The organism is Bacteriovorax sp. As-1 (assembly GCF_058446905.1).
This window is the reverse complement of sequence record NZ_CP184341.1, coordinates 2,177,744-2,195,948: the sequence shown is the minus strand read 5'-3', so window position 1 is coordinate 2,195,948 and position 18,205 is coordinate 2,177,744. Positions and strand designations below refer to the sequence as shown.

The window sequence follows — 18,205 nt, the reverse complement described above, 5'->3', positions numbered from 1 at the left end:
CTACCTAAAATAAAGAATGATGGGAATGATGCCAAAACCACAGCCGACAATCAGTGCGTACGTGACAGAAACACGGGCCATCCAGCCGATATATTTTTTATGATAAAGCCCAAGTGTTTTAAAAGCACTTTGAACACCGTGAGAAAGATGCAGTCCAAGCGGCAAAGAAGCTACGACATAAATAACGAGGTAAAGAGGATCTTTAAATAGATCGACAACCATTTGATAAAGGTCCTCATGATGCCCTTGGATTTTTACCTTAAACCAAAAGTTCGCCATGTGAATCACAATGAAACAAAAAATAATGGCCCCAAGAAGCATCATGTTCTGAGACGTCCAGCTAGAATTTTCAGAAGCATGATTGATCAAGTAGCGGTCGTTTCTGGCGAGTTTATTTTTACGAGTGACTGCAATGGCATAAACGATATGAAATAAAATGCAGGCATAATTAATATATGCAATCACTGTAATGAAAACATTTCCTCTTAAGGCCGCAGAGTAATTGTTATACATCACACGTGCCTGCTCTGCTGGCAAAAGAAGAAGGAAATTTGCTCCGAGATGAGCAATTAAGAAAATGCAGATGAAAAGTCCGGTAAGAGCGAGAATTGTCTTTTTAAAGATAATCATAAAAAATCCCTTTCATATTATTACCTAAAGAGTTTATAGATAAAAAATATAATGGGAATTTTTTATTTCGTGATATTAGTTAATCTCTGATGGGATTAGGCCACGCTTCTTGCTTGCAGGCCATTTTTTGATAGCGATTTCTCTTTTTAATGCTTCTGACATTGTGTCAAATTCTTCGAGGTGCACAATCATAACTGGTGAATCAGTCCTGAAGTACTTGGCGCCTTTTTTCACATCGCAAAGATGTTCCACAAAGCGCCTTTCCGGATCAGTGGAAATTCCCGTGTAGAGTTTTCCTTTAGTGGTCAAGATGACGTAGACGTACCAGTTCATTTAGCCTCGAGCGAAATATACGAGAATGTCGTGACATCAAATAAACCGCGGTCAGTTAGTTTTAGTTTTGGGATGACCGGCAGAGCAAGGAAGGCCATTTGGATAAATGGTTCATCCAGGATCACTCCACACTCTTTGTAGGCACTCTTTAGCTTTTTAATATCATGGAAGAGTTCTCCACCTGTTTTTAAACTCAAAAGGCCAGCAAGCGGAAGTTCTAAAATCCCTGTGACCTTTTTATCCAGGGCCACACACAATCCTCCACCTGAAGCGATAAGAGCGTTAACTGCTGTCACCATATCTTCCAGAGAAGCACCAATCACCATTAAGTTGTGTGAGTCGTGAGCGACAGAAGCAGCAATCGCTCCTCTTTTTAGTCCCGTCCCTTTCACTAGACCTAGGGCTGGTTTTAGCTCAGAGCCGTAGCGTTCGATGTTGGCCATAAAAAGAATGTCGTCTTGATCGAATTTCTTTCCATCGTAGTTTACGACTAAGTGATTCGTGATAATTTCGTCTTTAACAATTTCAATCACGTTATATTTACCGACCTTTAAATTGAAATCAAAATCGCTTTCTTTAAGCGGCTTTCTCTTAATCGTATTTTCTAAAGGTGGAAGAGACTTGGTTAACTTCTCATTGATTGAATCGTCGAGCTTTAACTCCGCCACTCTCTTTCCAGCAATTAGTACGTCCTTAATATCAACTGAGCGGACATCATTTAATAAAACGATATCGGCCTGTTTTCCCGGAGCGATTAACCCCAGTCTTTTTAATCCAAAGTGCTTTGCCGCTGAATAAGAAGACAGGCGATAAGCAATATGCGGCTCCATCTTCATCTCGTTGATCATTTTTTTGATCAGGTAGTTGATGTGTCCTTCTTCAAGGATTTCGTATGGGTTTCTGTCGTCGGTGCACAGAAGACATTGAGTCGAATTGAATTCACTTACTAGAGGTGCAAGAGTTTTGATGTTTTTAGCAACAGAGCCTTCGCGAATAATCAGCGCCATTCCCTTTTGTAGTTTTTCAAAACCTTCTTCTTTTGTCACTGTCTCGTGACAGTTTTGAATCCCTGCTGCGATATAGGCGTTCAGCGCTTTCCCGCGAACAAGTGGCGAGTGCCCATCGAGATTGTAGTCTGAATAAGCTTCAATCTTATCAAGAACAGCATCGTTGGCATTGATGACGCCAGGGAAGTTCATCATCTCAGCAAGACCTAAAACGTTAGGGTGCTGTTTGTATTTGAGCATCTCTTCAAGTTTAAACTCTCCCCCATTACTCTCAAACCCCGGAAGGGCCGGAACGCATGAAGAGGTTTGCACGAAAAGATTCTGGTGCATTAGTTCTGATGAACGCAAAAACCACGAGTAACCTTTGTCACCCATAACGTTGGTGATTTCGTGTGGGTCACAGATGGCAGTCGTCGTTCCAATCGGAAGAGTCATGCGCTCAAATTCAAATGGATTCATCATTGAAGATTCAATATGCAAGTGACCATCAATAAAGCCAGGAACGGCCACTGCCCCTTCTGCATCTAAATAACGTTTCGCTTTTGGGACATCATTATCTAAATACTCTAACCCGATACCTGCAATCGTTTTTCCCACAATGGCAATCGCTGACTCAAACGTTGATCCATTGATCAGGTCGAGAATTTTTACATTCTTAATAATTAAATCCGCCGCCTGCTCTCCACGAGCAACAGCTAAAACATTTTTTAATTCTTCACGCGAGAGTGTCTGCGTTCTTTTTTGTGCTAATGACATACGTATTTACCTATAATTTAAAAAGCTCAGAAATGAGGGCATCAAAGAGCGGTCTGGCCGCCAGGCCTTGATCGAATCCACCATTAAACATAAAAACAAAGATCAACGGAGAATTATCTTTTCTTCCTACATATCCTGCAAGTCCGACCACTCCGTCAAGATAACCGGTCTTCGCACGCACTAAACTAAAGTCCTGCGTCTTAAGACGGTTTTTCATCGTGCCATCGACTCCAGCAATAGGAAGTCCTGAAAGGAATTCAGGGAAGATCAGGAAGTCGTTTTTAATACTCGTTAAAACTAAGGCCAGCTGTTTAGCTGTAAAACGATTATCGCGAGTTAGGCCTGAGACATTTTCCAACACATAATCTTTTCTATTCAGACCCAGCTTGTCTAAATAAGACTTGATGCTTTCAATGCCATCTTTCATTGAAGCGCCTTTTCCTTTAGTGATTTCTTCGGCCGCCAGGTTTTTAGCTAGCATCTCCGCGACGAAGTTATTTGAGAATTTCAGCATATCGCTGGTCATTTCGTTAAGGTATTTTGAATCCACTTTTGCCAGAATTTTTGAATCGCTTTCACACTGGCCTTCTTTGATATTTCCTTTAACGATAATTCCACGCTGTAGCAGGAACTGCTTTAAGTGATGTCCTGTCCATAATGTTGGATTGGAAATACTCTTATAAACAACTGCTTCACCTGCATTTTGAGAAATGCTTCCAGAGACAATGATCTTGTCTCTTAAGCCCATCTTTACGCGTGAGACATCAATTGTCTTTACACCACTCTTAGCGACAGTTTTTGTTTTATTTTCTAATTCGAGGTAGTCATTAATCGGATCAAGAAAAACTCTGGCCGGCTCGTTTTCTTTTAGTCCCGGACGGATATATACATTTACACTGTTCCAGTTAAAAGAAATCGGAGACACCGGTGCATCGTAAGCGCGGTCAACGCGCACAGAATCTCTTCCAGCATCAAAGAGCTCTGAATCAAAACGACTGGCATCAACTAGGATGTCTCCTTCAATTGTTTTTACTCCACTGCGGGTGAACTCATTGACCAGATACCACATTTTTTCCGAAACAAACGAAGGGTCTCCTCCGCCTTTAATACAAAGGGCCCCTTTTAAGCTCTCTCCATCAATGGGTGCTTTGCTCCATAACTCTGTGACAAATTTAATATTGAGTGGGAGCTTAGTAAGAATCGCTCCTCCCGTTACAACTTTTGTCAGCGAAGCTGGAACCATCAACTTTCCAGCGTTAATATCGACAACTTTCTTTCCATCATCTTCGACATATATACCGAGAGTTGACTCAGCGAAGTGATGTTTCTTAATGATTTTCTGAAAATCTTCCTGAGCACCTGCATGAGTGTTTTTGCTAATAAATAAAAAACATAAAATTAATGAAGATTTGAGAGTGATTTTTCGCATATAAACTCTTTGTCGTAGAAGGTATTTGTGGTTAATATTTTACCGCTATATTAGGGCTTACCACAAGGACATAATGTGACTAAAACAGTTAGAACTCTCCTGGCGTTTTCTCTTATTACAACTCTCAACTACTCCTATGCTGCCGACAAACTTCGCTTTATCGGAGACGTGACTTTTCCCACTGGAGAGATGTTCGCTAAAACTGAAATAGGTGGTCTTTCTGGTATCGCCTACGACAAAAATAAGAAGCGCATGCTAGTTGTAAGCGACGATAAATCTCTCGTTAATGAGACGCGCTTTTACGAATTCGATATCTCCTTAACTGAAAAATCTTTTTCAGTTAAACCTGCCGTCGTTGTCAGATTAAAAAATAAGTCCGGTAATTTTTTCAAGAAAGGCGAAGCCGATTTTGAAGGAATCGCTCTTTACGGAAATGATGTTTTAATCAGCTCAGAAGGCGCCATCAACCGCACGAAACCCGCACCTCCTGAACTTTACCGCTTTAACCGCATGGGAGATTTCCAGGGAATGGTTTCTATTCCTGAAAAATTCCTGCTTCCAAGAAAAGAGCACACCGATAAACTATATGGCTCACGCGACAACCACTCCTTTGAAGCTCTTTCAACGAGCCTTGATGGAAAGACAACTTACATGGGAAGTGAAGAGGCCTTATTCCAAGATGGGCAAATCACAACGATTTCTTATAGCTCACACACGCGCATTATTCTTTATAAAGACTTAAAACCAACAACTGAAATTGCTTACCAACTAGATAAGGTAGAAGCAATCAAGGCCGCACCTTCTGCAGAAAAATCTGACGAGAAGGCCGATCTATCAACAGCAGAAAACGGTCTGGTTGATATCGCGGCCATTGATGATAAAACTTTCTATTCAATGGAGCGCAGCTGGATTCCTTTCATTAATAAGAACGTCATCCGCATCTTTAAATGTACGATCACTGACAAAACGACAGACATCTCTAAGATGGAGTCTCTCAAAGACCAGAGTTTTGTAGCCGTAGAAAAAGAACTGGTCGCTGACCTGGATGACTTCATCCCACAAATGACTATAAAAGAGCTGGATAATATCGAAGGAATCGCCTTTGGGCCGGTTCTGGCCAACGGAAACAGGTCATTAGTAGTCGTAAGTGACAACAACTTCGGAAAGACCCAAAGAACGCTTTTTATGGCGTTTGAACTTATTCCTTCTAAGTAGTAATTTTTATACTGACTGTCTAAAAAAGTGACAACTTTTTAGACAGTCGTAAATCTTTAGACACCCTCGCCTTTCTAACCCCTAAAATACACAACATCAAAATTGGCATTCCCCTTGCTCTATGTGTAGGTAACAAACCTCAAAAGAGAGTACGTTATGAAAGCATTAGTTTTTACATTTTTAGCCTTACTAACATTCAACACTGAAGTAGAAGCAAGCATCCTTTGCCATACTCCACGTATGAATAAAATTTTTGAAGTAAGTGATAAAAAAGTAACTTTCTTCAATGAATTTGATTCTCATGCAAAAAGAGAATTAGCTTCTGTAGTAGGAAGAACAAAGTCTAATGAATTAGGACTTACTAAAATTGTGGATTTCGAAAACCAAAAACACACAATCCACATTGCAAATACGAACAGTTTTTCTGATGTTAATGACTACATCATTATCAAATCGAGAACTGGTCACGAAGTGACGTATCCATTAACTTGCGAGAAAAAATAATTTAACACCGCTTATCCCCCCCCCATCGAAAAGCGGTATCAAAGCCTTGTCTTTTCCCCCAATGAGGCAAGGCTTTTTTCTTTTTTCTTTCTCCCTACTTCCAATGGCTGCCAAAACTCAAAAAAAGAAATCCATCTCGCTACATTTATGTAACAAGTAAAAATGCTCTCGCATTTTTTTGGCAGCAGGCTTTTTTCTTACTGAATGAAAAGAAACGAAGTCCCATCTACTCCGACAACATTTAACTCCGTCTCACCTTTAAGCAAAACAGAATTATAAGCCTCGACCAGATGATTATTCACAGACAACTTCCCCTGCAGATTTAGAATCGAAGGTAGTCTTTTGGATTGAGATAATGGAAGCGAAATCTTTTGTCCTTTTTTCAAATTCACCAATGTTAATTTAAAATCCGGATGCTCAGCTAAAACCCTTGCCCCATCATGACTAAAAATATTTTCAGTGAATTTAAAAAATTCTTTTGTATTTGCACTCGGATCAAAGTTAATCACATCGAGAGATTTCTCCACGTGAAGTTGTCTTGGTTTACCTTGGGAATCAAGGCGGTCCCAGTCCCAAACACGGTAAGTGATCCCTGAACTCTGCTGAACTTCGGCCATGGTAATACCAGCGCCGATAGCGTGAATTGATCCAGGAGGAGTAAAGAAAAAGTCTCCAGGTTTGACCTCGAAAGCATTCATATACTCGCTCATGTTTTTCTTATTTTCCAGGCCTTTTAGAAATGATTCTTTGGTCACACCAGGCTTCATTCCTAAATATAAAATCGCCTTTCTTTCACACGCGATGATGACATAACATTCAGCTTTACCACTGCTATTTTCATGGAGGCGCGCGTACTCATCGTCAGGGTGAACCTGAACAGAAAGATTTTTTGCTGTATCGAGAATTTTAACCAAGTATGGAAGTTCAGCGTGAGAAGAAACTTCTAATTTTTTTCCGTTACAAAAACTTGGCCCTTGAGGATGAACTGAAATTTCCCATGTTTCACCATAGGGGTCTGCCCCTTTTTCTACCGGGAGATTTTTTAAACTTTCTAAATGTTTTCCCCCCCAAATTGTTCTATGGGCAGAGGGAGTTAAATAATAAATCATAAATCCTCTAAGAATTGGCGATATTCTCTCAGGGGGGGCATGAGATTTCAAGGGTGTAAGCACGAATTACAGGGTTTTAGGACCCTCTGCTAAAATGGCCAAATGAAGCACTCTTTTCCAACCCTTTACCTCTTCAATAACGTCTTTTTCCCTCAGACGGTGATCCCGTTGACGGTGAATGATGGAATCTCAAAAGAGGTTCTTTTGGAGTGTTATGAACAAGGTCAGCACCTGGCCTTCTATCACCCGAGCCTGCGGGCCAATAAGATTGGAACGGTCGGGCGCATTCTGCTTTTAGAGCACAACGACGATAAAAGCATGACTGTACTTGTACAGGGGCTTGCGCGCGTGAGACTTCTAACTCAAGAACAGCATCTTCCTTTTCCTATTTTCCAAGTCGAAGACTACTTCGACGTCCAAGACCAGGCCGTCATTCTCGACGACTCAGTTGGACGCCTGCATGTGATTTTAGAAAACTGGCTCAACCGCCACATCACCAGCACCAAAGAGCGCGAGCGCTTTTTAAAAGAAATGAACTCGCCCACCAGGCTCATCAACAACCTTTGTCTCTTGGTTTTAAAAGATGTGGAGCTTAAAGAAATCTTCCTGACGAGTGTTTCACTCTCTGAGCGCATTCGCATGATGGACGCTCTTCTTCGTGGAAAAGCCCCGGAGATAGAAGACACGGCCATGAGCGAGGCGATCAAAAACTTTGAACGCCTCGAACCTGATACTGATATTAAAAATGCTATTTAATTTTTTAGAACAGGGGAACGATGAAGTTCACCAGGTAAAGACCTAGTCCAGACACAACTGGAATACATAGGTTGTCGTCGACAAATTGAGAACACATCTCAGAAATCGCACCGATGATTCCGGCCAAGATAGCAAACACTAAAAGGTGTGTGCTTGGCCCCACATAAATCAATCCGTACACGATAGTTGCTAAGTAACAAACTGAGAATGCTGCAATCGTTCCTTGAAGTGACTTATTTGGAAGGATCTTGTCTCTTCCGTAAAGGATTCCAAAGAATGAGGCGATTGGATCAGCAAAGATTAAGAATAAGATAGCAAGAATAGCAATGCGTTCAGGGAAGAAGAAAAGCGCAAGAGAGACACCTAGAGCATAAAAAGGTAACCCACTTACTGAGTTCCTCTCCGATTCCCTCATTACTGGCTTCATAAGAAGCATGGCCACTTGGTTCACCTTTGGATTTCTTAAACGCAAAAACTCGAACAAGAAAGCAGTAACGGCAAAGGCCAAGAGAATGTAAGCCACATTATCTACAGAAATGCCTGATTTCTTATACGCAACTAGACCTGCAAGTCCTGTAGAGATGTGCCAAATTTTGCGAGTTAAGTGCAGATCAGTTCTTAAACGCAGTGGCGATGTGATTCTAAATTGTGACATATTCACTTGACCCATTTAAGGCTCCTAAGTCAGAGGCCGCTTACAAAAACCTAGCATGCAAGTCGCCTATTCCTTTCAAGTATCTAATTTATCGTTTTTAAGACTAACTTAAGACGTGACAAGAGTAAATCTCCCTGCATTAATTACAACAATAATGTAATCAACCACTTTGCTATTTTTTCGCTTACCAATCCGATATTTTTATCCCTATAATATCTATTGCAAATACAATTGAATGTTATTGCCGTAGATAATTTAGGATGGAATCTAGTGTTTAATAATAACGACCAAAGTAGTCTAAGTAGCGAATTTCAAACACATTTGTCGCCCCAAGGGCAACAAAAAATCTGGGCCATCGGTGGTGGTAAAGGTGGGGTTGGAAAGAGCCTTGTGACGGCCAATTTAGCGATCTGCTTGGCCTTGATGGGACATAAAGTAGCTGCTATTGATTTGGACTTAGGTGGAGCGAATCTCCACACTTGCTTGGGCGTACCTATACCTGAAAAGACCTTATCTGACTATCTTTCTAAAAAAGTCAGGACCTTAACTGAACTTTTAACCCCTACAGCGATCAACAACCTCTTCATTATTTCTGGTGCTCAGGATGATTTGGGAATCGCCAACCTAAAACAAATGCATAAAGCGAAACTTCTGGCCCAGTTCAGCGAACTGCCTGTGGATTACGTTTTATTAGACCTTGGTGCGGGGACAACTTTTAACACAATCGACTTCTTTATCTCGGCCGATCAGGGAATCATTACCACTCTTCCTGAGCCGACATCAATTGAGAACTCATACCGTTTCATTAAAACGGTTTACCATAGAAAGTTAAAGATGGCCGAAGAGCTACTGGAAATCGGGCCACTGATTGACCAGGCAATGAACGCAAAACTTTCTCAAAACTCTACACCTGCTGATTTAATTAACCGTGTGATTGAAATCAATCCGGTTGTCGGTCAGAAGCTACGCTCGGAGATCAATCGTCTTCAACCAAAGCTGATCATTAACCAGGTAAGAACTCAGTCTGATATTGATATCGGTTTCTCGATGAAGCTGATTAGTAAAAAATATTTCGGTATCAACTTAGATTATGTTGGTTACCTTGATTACGATGCGACAGTTTGGCAGAGTGTGAAGAAGAGAAAACCTCTTCTGATGGAGTTCCCTAACTCTACTCTGGTTAATAACTTTGATCGTATCATTCATCGTTTATTAAACATTAATTAATCTAATTATTTATTTTTTTAGCCCAAAAGAGTTTTATGAATAATCCGACGTCTGATTTAAAAAATTATTATGAAGTTTTAGAAATCCCGGCCAATGCCCGTTCGGAAGAAATCTATCACAGCTACCAGAGAGCAAAAGCAGCTTATTCTTCGGACTCAATTGCTCTTTACTCGCTGATGAGCCCGGAAGAATGCAGAAACGTCCTGGAAATGGTGGAAGAGGCCTATTCAATTCTTTCTGACCCTACAAAAAGAAAACGTTACGATGAAGCCCGTGGACTTAACCGCGACTTCAGCTCACTTAACTACAATTCTCTTTCAGACCGTGTGGCCCCTTTAAGAATTGAACGTGAAGTGATGCCGACTCATCAGGTGAGTAGTGCCTCTTCTGTGCTTCCAAGTGCAGATTTTACCCTGAACTCGCAATCAACTGGTTCAGACAGCGCTTCATCTACGGCAACTAACGTAAATAAACTTGTGACTCAAAAAAGATTTGCTCTTGATTACGTGATCAATGCTGACTTTGAAAAAGAAATCGAAGAAGCGACTGAGTTCACGGGAGATTTCCTGCGCAAGATCCGCGAATATAAAAATCTTGATCTTGACCGCTTAAGCGATATGACTAAAGTTTCTCGTCTCTACCTTCAAGGAATTGAGATGGAAGATTTTGGTAAACTTCCCGCACCTGTTTATGTTCGTGGGTTTGTTTTCCAATACGCTAAATGCTTAAAGCTAAAACCTGAAGTCGTTGCTAACTCTTATGTAGCAAGGATGAAAAAACTGAAACCATAATGAATGACTTAGAAAAAGATCAAATCGATTCATCAGCAGAAGACTCAGAACAATTTTTAACTTTCACGATTACGAATGAAGATAGGGAAACCTATAAGCGCTTTGATCAGTATTTAGCTGAAAAAGTCGAAGGCTATTCCCGTACTTTTTTAAAAAATCTTTTTTTAAAAGACCAAATCACTCTCAGTGAAGATTCTCCGGTTCAGGCAAAAATCGAATTAAAGAAAATGCCTCCGGCCGGTGCTATTGTTCAGGTTGAAGTTCCACCGCTATTGCCTTCAACGGCACTTCCGGAAAACATTCCGCTGGAAATCCTTTATGAAGACGAGCACCTGGTGTTTGTTAATAAACCAGCGGGACTTGTCACTCACCCCGCTCCAGGAAATTACACTGGAACATTAGTCAACGCTATTCTTTATCACTGCAAAGACATTCAAGGTATCGGCGATCAAAAGCGCCCGGGGATTGTCCACCGCCTGGATAAAGGCACAAGCGGAGTCATGGTTATTGCTAAAACGCAGGCCTGCCACGAAGGTCTGGTTCTGCTTTTCTCTACTCATGATATTGAGCGATACTATGAAGCCTTAGTTATGAGATACAAGTGTCAATCTTACGGCACTATTGAAAGCAATATCGGCCGCGATCCAAACAACCGCTTAAAAATGAAAACCGGAACCACTCGTGGAAAACCGGCAATCACTAACTATAAAGTCCTGGAGCTCTTTGATAAACATGTTCACATGGAATTCAAACTTGAGACCGGACGCACGCACCAGATCCGCGTGCACACTTCTGAAATTCTGCGCATGCCGATTATTGGCGATTCAACTTATGGATCACCAAATGAGCAGATGATGAAACTGGGTGCAGACTATAAGGAAATCATTGACGGTTACCCTTATCCATTCCTGCATGCCAAAGTTCTGGGTTTGGTTCATCCAATCACCAAAGAAAAGCTTCGTTTTGAAGTTCCACCTCCACCGCTTTTCCAAAAAGTACTGGAGTACTCGAAAAAGAAAAGTGAGGACGCTGCTCAATGAACGAAGCCATCACTTATGAAACTCCCCTTTTAAGAGGACGCTTCATTGTGTTTAACGAAAGGCCTGACCTGGACTTCTTGAAAGTTAAGCAGACTCATTCGGATATCGTTCTTGCTGAAGGGCAATGTGGCCCGGAACAAATTGGCGACGGGATCGTCGGCGAGAGCACAACCCCCAAAGCGATTTTAACTGCCGACTGTGTGCCTCTTGTTTTAATTGGCAAAGACCATCACGTTGTCATCCATGCCGGCTGGAGAGGACTAGCACAGAATATTTTAACCAATAAGCTGGTTAAAGATATCAACCCTGTCTTTGCTTTTATCGGCCCTCACATCCGCCAGGGCAATTACGAGGTTCAAAAGGATTTTCTGGCCAATTTCCCTCTTCACCAGGAAGCTTTTAAGACCATCGATGGAAAGATTTATTTTGATCTTTCTTTTGTCTCAAAGGCGCAACTAAAAAGCGCTTACCCCGATATAGTAATAGAAGATTGTGGTCTTTGCACTTTTGCCGATCCTAAATTTCACAGTTACAGAAGAAATCAAACAGCAAGTCGAAACTGGAATATTTATTTTCCTGAATAAAAACGGAGTACCTTATGACAAAAAGATCTGTGTACAATAGCTCGATGAATACGACCATCGCTCTATTTGTACTGAGCGCTCTCATGATCGGTTTTTCAATCTACTTAACCGGCCACTACTTTGAACTTAAATTCCCAACTGGTTTAGAATCAGGCTCACTATGTAACCTGAACAGTTATTTTAACTGTGACAAGACAACTCTTTCACCAATGTCAAATATCGCGGGTGTTCCAATCTCTGTTTTTGGAATTGTGGTAGGTGCTCTGGTAATGCTTGGACTCTTCATTAAGAATGAAGCTTATGAAAAAACAATGTACTTCGCCCTGATGATTAACATGCTTGGGTGTGTGGTGCTATTTTTCTACTCGCTTTTTGTCCTAGGTGGCCTATGCCCATTCTGCTCTCTTTATTATGTGGTTTCAGGAATCACTCTTTGGATGTTCTATAAAGACAGCGAAGACTACAAACCAAACTTTGCAATTCTTGGTGGTTTTGCTGCAGTTATCCTGGTTGCGGCCTTCATTACAAAATCAACTGTTGATAAAAAAACTGAAAACATTTCTGCAGTTGCCAACGACCTGATCAGACAGTACTACGCACTTCCAAAACTGGGCGAACCTAATCCTCCATCGGAATACAAGATCGCGACTGCTGAAAATGCTCCGATCCAGATGCAGATTTTTTCTGACTTCGAATGCCCTGCTTGTAAGGCCCTTTCTGAAGTTATGCCTCAGCTTCTTCTACGTTACGGTGGGAAAATTAATATTCAGTATTTTTTCTATCCATTAGATCACAATTGTAACCCGTCAATGGAGAGACCTCTTCACCAACAAGCTTGTCGTGCAGCTTATTACGCAACTTGTATGCCTGCTGAAAAATTTGGCACTCTTCACGATGAAATCTTCCACAATCAGGAAAGACTTCCGGATTTTCTGGACGAAGCTATCAAGAAAAACAATGTGGCAAAGTGTGTTGCCGATCCGGCGACAAAAGCAAAAGTTGTCAGCATTATCAATGCCGCGACTCCATTCAACATCAGATCGACTCCGACATTCCTTCTAAACGGAGTTAAAATCGAAGGTGTTCTTCCTCCAGATCAGCTTTTTGCAATCATGGATGAAATCATTAAACGTGGTGGAAAATAAGATTTATCACTCAAAGCGGCAGTCATCCTGCCGCTTTTTTTTTACCCAAGTTCACTCGTTAAAGCTTTTTTTACATACGGTGTGATTTTTTCGCTCAACTGCTTTAGAGTAAATGGCTTCACCAGAATATCTTTAATACCGCCTTCAATCGCCTTAAAAACATCCTCTTGAGACAAGGCCCCGGACATTAAAACAATTGGTGTGCGAGCATACTTGATCGAACGGCGAAGAAAAAGAGCGTAATCAATTCCAGTTTTCACAGGCATAATATTGTCGATCAAAATCATATCGAAGTCTTGATTAGACAGCTTTAACCCAGCCTGTTGAACATCAGCGGCCGTTACACAGGTCACCTCATCACTTCGCAAAGAAAAAAAGGCCTGCACCAGCTCTCTGATCTTGGGGTCGTCGTCGACCACTAAAATAGCATATTTTCTTTTTGCACTACTCATCTACAACTGCACCAATGGCCCCAACCAATTCTTCTCTGGTAAATGGTTTCAAGATGATCCCTTTTAAATCCAGTTCATCTTTCATTTTCTTGTATTTCTCAACAAAGTCTTTCGAAGTCATAAACAGGACAGGAACTTCGATATTGCGTTTTCTAAGCTCCCTGATAAAACTCTCTCCATCCATTTCCGGCATTTTAAAATCAGTAATAATAATATGCACAGGCGTACGCTCTACTTCTCTTAACGCTTCTGTTGCACTTGAAGCCCCGAGGAAAGCGTAACGGCTCTCAGACAAAAAATTCATACATAAGTTCAGAATGTTAATTTCGTTATCAACAACTAAAACACGGACAACCTTATCCCCTTCGTTGATCAGTTTTTCCCAATTTCCATTAACTAAACCGGCAATACCAATGGCCGGAAGAATGATCCTGAAATGGGCCCCTTTATCAGATTTAATCAAGTCTAGCTTCCCTTGATGAGACTGAATAATCTGCTGAGAAATAGACAACCCGAGTCCTGTCCCCTTTCCAATATCTTTAGTTGTAAAAAAAGCATTAAAGATCTTTTCGCGGTTTTCGTCCGTGATTCCAGCTCCATTGTCTTTGACGTCGATGCGAATAAAGTTTCCACTCTTTTCTGTCGTCAACTCAATGGATACGGCCGGGTCCTTTACATTAGATTCTTTTAATGAATCAATGGCATTTTGAATCAAATTAACAAAAACTTGTTCAACTTTAATTTTATTAACTAGAAGAATTGGTGCTGTTCCCTGAATGTTTAAATTGACCTTGATTGCCGTGTCTTTTAATGAAGGTGCTGTAAGGGCAATCGATTTTTCAATGATCTCTTTGGCATCACTGTATTCTTTCTTATCTTCACTCTTGTGTAAGAACTCTTTCATATTAGATATGATCTTATTGATTCTCTCCAGTGAGTGATTGACATTATTGTTGTATTTTTCAATATTGTCTTTTTGATTATTCAAATCAGCCGTTTCCAGACAAAAAGAAATAAGTTCTGCGTTCCCCACTGCTACCGTAAGCGGGTTATTAATTTCATGAGAAATATTTGCTGTCATTTCCCCAATAACCTTCAGCTTGTCAAATTGAAGCACCTGAGCGTAAGTGTTCTTTAGCTCTTCCATTTGAGCGCGGTACTTATCGTTGAGCTGCTTTTCAACTGTTACATCTTTAAAAACAAATAAGACATAATCGAGTTCCTTTTTTGCTCCTTTGACAATCAGGGTATTCATCTGCCCTTCAAAGAAGAAATTTAACTCCGGAGTGATCGCCTGCCCTTGCGAAGTGACGTTTGTAAAAAACTCTTTGAAGTCTGGAATAATGATTCCTAGATACTCCACCAGGTTTTTCTGTTTTTGCATAAGCCTTGGTGTCGTCTTAAAAAAAGACAAAAAACTGGCATTGTAATAAGCAATGGAGCCATCAAGCTCTGTTACTACTACCGGCTCAAATAAATCGTCTAGGTACTCAAAAGCATCCATCTTATTTCCCTTGGCTTAAAAAACTAAAATACTGTTTTTCAATCGCATCAAATTCCAGTTCTGTTTTACAAGTGTTGCAATGTTTGAGAGGTGGCTTGGTCCCTAAAACTTCCGAACTCTTTAAAAGAATCTTCTTTCCCGTGTCGCAATTTGTGCAAAAATAGGGAGCATAAAAAGATTCTACTGCCACACCTTTACGGATAAAGCCATGAACCATATTTACTTGCTCGATAATAATCTGTGGACAATTAATATAAGTGATACTTGCTGATCCCAGCCCGTCTAAGTACTTGATCCACTCTCTAATCCCACATGAATTAATCATGCTGACGTTGTTAAAGTCAAAAATAAACTGATTCATCCCCAGAGACTTAATCTTATCGAAGTTTGCGTCCTCATCAATCACTCCTTCTAGTGCAACATTCGCTGTAACATCTGTAATTCGAGTTGTGATAGTTAGTTTTTCGCTCATGATCGGATCTCCTTGGCCATATAATGAAACGATGTCACTCGCTCTTTAGCCTTTTTATAACGATTAAATTTTTCAAAAACACAGATAATTTGCCCGGCGTTTGGCCCACCGTTGATCACCCAAAACTGGTTACTCTTTTCATAGACCATATAGAGCCCAAGTCCGGCCCCCCCATTACCATCCAATGGGGCTTTTTCCTTATAGGCGCGGCAAATACTAGTGATTAATTTTTCTCTCGAAGAAAAGCCACTTGGTCCCTTCACAGATACGATGACGTTTTCATTGCTAACTGCAAATAAGAACTCCACTTCTCTATCCGGTGTAAAAAGAATTTCTTTTCCTCTTACCGCCTGGTCGCCGTTTGAATGATAAAAGGCATTGGATAAAAGCTCTTCGGCCACGAGTTTTAAAACATCGGCTTTAATCGCTTCTGTAAAATCATCGTTAAACTTCTGCCCCATTTCCTTTAAAACGGCAGGAATTCTAAAATTGCTAACGAGATTCCAACTCTGTTTTTTATAACCATCATCTATATAGTCTGGAAGGTAGAATTCTTTTTTGGACTCCAGTACTTCCACTAAGCGAATCTCACGATTCAAGTCCAGCGTATTATGTCCAATAAGATGGTTAATCTTACTGCCAGCTAAAAACTCCAGGTTTTCCTGATTTGTTAATTTAGAAATGGCATATAAAGAGTCATCGGTCTTTGAATTCTTGTCTTCAATAATCACGCGCTGACCTTCAAAACTCACCGTAATAAGCGTGATATCATCTTGCAATGGAGCATTTTTTCTATGTTCTCCAAAATCTTCCAAAATAGCGTTCAGAAGTCCACTCGCTTCACGATGGCATCCCTTTAGAACACTTTTTAAGAAATTTCTCTGTCCCCAGGCCTTCCCTTCAACTTCCATCTCTGTTAAACCGTCTGAGAACATAATAATGCGATCGCCTTTAGCAATCGCCATTGACGTTTCTTCATAAGACGATGTGATCTTTTCACCAACTCTTGCCCCGTTATTTCCAATTAACGGATCAACTCCTTCTTTGGTGTACTCACCGTTGATTTTATGAATTAAAAAAGGATTCATATGAGAGGCATTTGAATACTTAATTTCGCCTTTCTCTTCATTGATTTCCAGAACAAAAGCTGTCATCAGGATTTCGGAATTCATTGAGCAAACAACTTTATTAAGTTTCTCCAAAACAACTTTTGGTGAGATATAAGTTTTCTCTGAATCAATTCTAAGTGTAGAAATGCAACTGTGGGCCGCCGCTGTAATCAAGGCCGCAGGAACTCCATGCCCAGTGGCATCACAGACGATCATAGTCACGATAGGCCCTTGCTCAAAATACCCCCACCAGTCACCACTACACTCTGATGCCGGCATATATCTACCATCAAAACTGAAAGTCGACTTCACCATAGCGTGCTTTGGAAAAAAAGAATTCTGAACTAGTTGAGCTACTTTTAACTCACTTTCAATTCTCGCCTTCTCTTTCATTTCATCCATGAACATAAGAATCTTATCTTTCATGTCGATAAATGAGTCTGTCAGGGCGCCGATCTCGTCATTTCCTTCAGCAGAAGGATTTACATCGAAATTCCCTTGGGACATTTGAGTTGTCGCTTCAAAAAGTGTCTGCACATTTTTAGTCATTCTCTTGGTAAAAAGAATACCGACAATGACGGCGACCGACAGGATCAGGACTCCAAAGAAAAGGGATTTTTGAATTAACAAACTCGAAGCAAGGAAAGCTTTACTCTCTTCAATCTCAGTAATTGAAATAAGCTCTAACCCCGGAACCTTCGAGAAGGCCCTGATGACGGCAACACCATTATCATTGAATTTTTTTACACCTTGCTCGATATCGACTACTGTCTGGTCCGTCACAATCTTCTTTAAATCTTTTGGAACATTAATATTGTTGAGTTTAAAGAAAACCTTTCCACTTCCTGTCAGGATGTAAGTCCCGTAATTAAGTGTCTCGTTCATGAGAGGCATCAACTTTTCATAGGAAATATGCAGAGCACATTTTAAGTTTTGCTCCAATGCTTTAATGATAGTGAAATGCGAAGGAAAACCCGGAACTCTGTCCATCTCCACTCTCGTCGTCCCGGTTGGAATAGACTTCATCCACTCAAAAGCACCGTGCCCCTGATCGAGAATTTTTTCTTCATCATTACCTGTAAGCTCTGCTAATTTTTTATTGTTCTTAGCACTTAAGTAATTTTCATTATTCACCAGACACTCAACGCCCAGGATCTCATCGTGGGTTGAGGCCATAGTCTGCATCTTCTGACCGATATCATCACCACTCTCACTGTCTTTAAGCGAGTTTAAAAGATTGGTGTCTTCGTTAATTAAAAGTTTTGTTCTTTCTGCTACGGAAATGGAATTTGTAAGTGCGATTGAATAAACATCAGCGGCCTTATCTTCCTTAAATATGTTTAAAGCATAGGAAAGATAAAATCCCATCGTCAACAGTAGCAATACTGAGATCGCCGCAACGAATTTGTATTTCAAAGAAAATTTGACTTTTCTAATCAAGATTATTCTTCCTAGCTAAAAAGTTTTTGTAGCTTAATGTTACAATA

18 protein-coding genes are annotated in these 18,205 nt (G+C 40.6%); 8 read left to right on the top strand and 10 right to left on the bottom strand.

What is annotated here, in order from left to right; genetic code table 11:
* The 4 genes from ACN20O_RS11045 to dacB all read right to left on the bottom strand — a co-directional run bounded on the left by ACN20O_RS11045 (position 1) and on the right by dacB (position 4,155).
* Positions 1-630, bottom strand: coding sequence for a succinate dehydrogenase cytochrome b subunit (locus ACN20O_RS11045; protein ID WP_491633992.1), 630 nt, complete (start codon positions 628-630; stop codon positions 1-3).
* Between the two features lie 75 nt (positions 631-705).
* Positions 706-963, bottom strand: a complete 258-nt coding sequence (locus tag ACN20O_RS11040) for a GIY-YIG nuclease family protein (protein WP_491633991.1) — start codon at positions 961-963, stop codon at positions 706-708.
* Positions 960-2,726 carry an adenine deaminase gene (gene adeD, locus ACN20O_RS11035; RefSeq protein ID WP_491633990.1) on the bottom strand — a complete coding sequence of 589 codons (1,767 nt, stop codon included), beginning with the start codon at positions 2,724-2,726 and terminating at the stop codon, positions 960-962. Before adeD ends, ACN20O_RS11040 begins: the two co-directional genes overlap by 4 nt.
* Before the next feature lie 10 nt (positions 2,727-2,736).
* Positions 2,737-4,155: a D-alanyl-D-alanine carboxypeptidase/D-alanyl-D-alanine endopeptidase gene (dacB, locus tag ACN20O_RS11030; RefSeq protein WP_491633989.1), complete on the bottom strand. Its 1,419-nt coding sequence runs from the start codon at positions 4,153-4,155 to the stop codon at positions 2,737-2,739.
* A gap of 75 nt (positions 4,156-4,230) precedes the next feature.
* Between dacB and ACN20O_RS11025 the strand changes: the two genes are divergently transcribed.
* Both ACN20O_RS11025 and ACN20O_RS11020 read left to right on the top strand, forming a co-directional pair.
* Entirely contained in the window at positions 4,231-5,370 is a 1,140-nt protein-coding gene (locus tag ACN20O_RS11025) for an esterase-like activity of phytase family protein (protein ID WP_491633988.1), read from the top strand.
* A 156-nt stretch (positions 5,371-5,526) separates the two neighbouring features.
* Positions 5,527-5,874: a hypothetical protein gene (locus ACN20O_RS11020; protein ID WP_491633987.1), complete on the top strand. Its 348-nt coding sequence runs from the start codon at positions 5,527-5,529 to the stop codon at positions 5,872-5,874.
* Between the two features lie 197 nt (positions 5,875-6,071).
* On the opposite strand, the gene ACN20O_RS11015 is transcribed toward ACN20O_RS11020, so the two are convergent.
* Positions 6,072-6,983 (bottom strand): type I phosphomannose isomerase catalytic subunit, encoded by a 912-nt coding sequence (locus tag ACN20O_RS11015; protein ID WP_491633986.1) that lies wholly within the window; start codon positions 6,981-6,983, stop codon positions 6,072-6,074.
* Positions 6,984-7,085: 102 nt separating this feature from the next.
* On the opposite strand from ACN20O_RS11015, the gene ACN20O_RS11010 reads away from it, so the two are divergent.
* Positions 7,086-7,739 (top strand): LON peptidase substrate-binding domain-containing protein, encoded by a 654-nt coding sequence (locus tag ACN20O_RS11010; protein WP_491633985.1) that lies wholly within the window; start codon positions 7,086-7,088, stop codon positions 7,737-7,739.
* A gap of 4 nt (positions 7,740-7,743) precedes the next feature.
* Here the strand turns inward: ACN20O_RS11010 and ACN20O_RS11005 are convergent, their stop codons facing one another.
* A complete protein-coding gene (locus ACN20O_RS11005) occupies positions 7,744-8,409 on the bottom strand; it encodes a diacylglycerol/polyprenol kinase family protein (protein WP_491633984.1) in 666 nt (221 codons plus the stop codon).
* 255 nt (positions 8,410-8,664) lie between these two features.
* Between ACN20O_RS11005 and ACN20O_RS11000 the strand changes: the two genes are divergently transcribed.
* The 5 genes from ACN20O_RS11000 to ACN20O_RS10980 are packed head-to-tail and all read left to right on the top strand — an operon-like array spanning position 8,665 to position 13,181.
* Entirely contained in the window at positions 8,665-9,621 is a 957-nt protein-coding gene (locus ACN20O_RS11000) for a P-loop NTPase (RefSeq protein ID WP_158649538.1), read from the top strand.
* A 35-nt stretch (positions 9,622-9,656) separates the two neighbouring features.
* Positions 9,657-10,412 (top strand): helix-turn-helix domain-containing protein, encoded by a 756-nt coding sequence (locus ACN20O_RS10995; protein ID WP_491633983.1) that lies wholly within the window; start codon positions 9,657-9,659, stop codon positions 10,410-10,412.
* Positions 10,412-11,452, top strand: coding sequence for an RluA family pseudouridine synthase (locus ACN20O_RS10990; RefSeq protein WP_491633982.1), 1,041 nt, complete (start codon positions 10,412-10,414; stop codon positions 11,450-11,452). The genes ACN20O_RS10995 and ACN20O_RS10990 overlap by 1 nt, the downstream gene beginning before the upstream one ends.
* Positions 11,449-12,036: a purine nucleoside phosphorylase YfiH/LACC1 family protein gene (locus ACN20O_RS10985; protein WP_491633981.1), complete on the top strand. Its 588-nt coding sequence runs from the start codon at positions 11,449-11,451 to the stop codon at positions 12,034-12,036. Before ACN20O_RS10990 ends, ACN20O_RS10985 begins: the two co-directional genes overlap by 4 nt.
* Positions 12,037-12,050: 14 nt before the next feature.
* On the top strand, positions 12,051-13,181 hold the full coding sequence (locus ACN20O_RS10980) for a vitamin K epoxide reductase/DsbA family protein (RefSeq protein WP_491633980.1): 1,131 nt from the start codon (positions 12,051-12,053) through the stop codon (positions 13,179-13,181).
* A 41-nt stretch (positions 13,182-13,222) separates the two neighbouring features.
* On the opposite strand, the gene ACN20O_RS10975 is transcribed toward ACN20O_RS10980, so the two are convergent.
* The 4 genes from ACN20O_RS10975 to ACN20O_RS10960 are packed head-to-tail and all read right to left on the bottom strand — an operon-like array spanning position 13,223 to position 18,158.
* Positions 13,223-13,633 (bottom strand): response regulator, encoded by a 411-nt coding sequence (locus tag ACN20O_RS10975; protein ID WP_491633979.1) that lies wholly within the window; start codon positions 13,631-13,633, stop codon positions 13,223-13,225.
* Positions 13,626-15,137 (bottom strand): hybrid sensor histidine kinase/response regulator, encoded by a 1,512-nt coding sequence (locus ACN20O_RS10970; RefSeq protein WP_491633978.1) that lies wholly within the window; start codon positions 15,135-15,137, stop codon positions 13,626-13,628. Before ACN20O_RS10970 ends, ACN20O_RS10975 begins: the two co-directional genes overlap by 8 nt.
* A gap of 1 nt (position 15,138) precedes the next feature.
* Positions 15,139-15,609 (bottom strand): hypothetical protein, encoded by a 471-nt coding sequence (locus tag ACN20O_RS10965; protein WP_491633977.1) that lies wholly within the window; start codon positions 15,607-15,609, stop codon positions 15,139-15,141.
* Positions 15,606-18,158, bottom strand: a complete 2,553-nt coding sequence (locus ACN20O_RS10960; protein ID WP_491633976.1) for a SpoIIE family protein phosphatase — start codon at positions 18,156-18,158, stop codon at positions 15,606-15,608. The genes ACN20O_RS10965 and ACN20O_RS10960 overlap by 4 nt, the downstream gene beginning before the upstream one ends.
* Between the last annotated feature and the right edge of the window lie 47 nt (positions 18,159-18,205).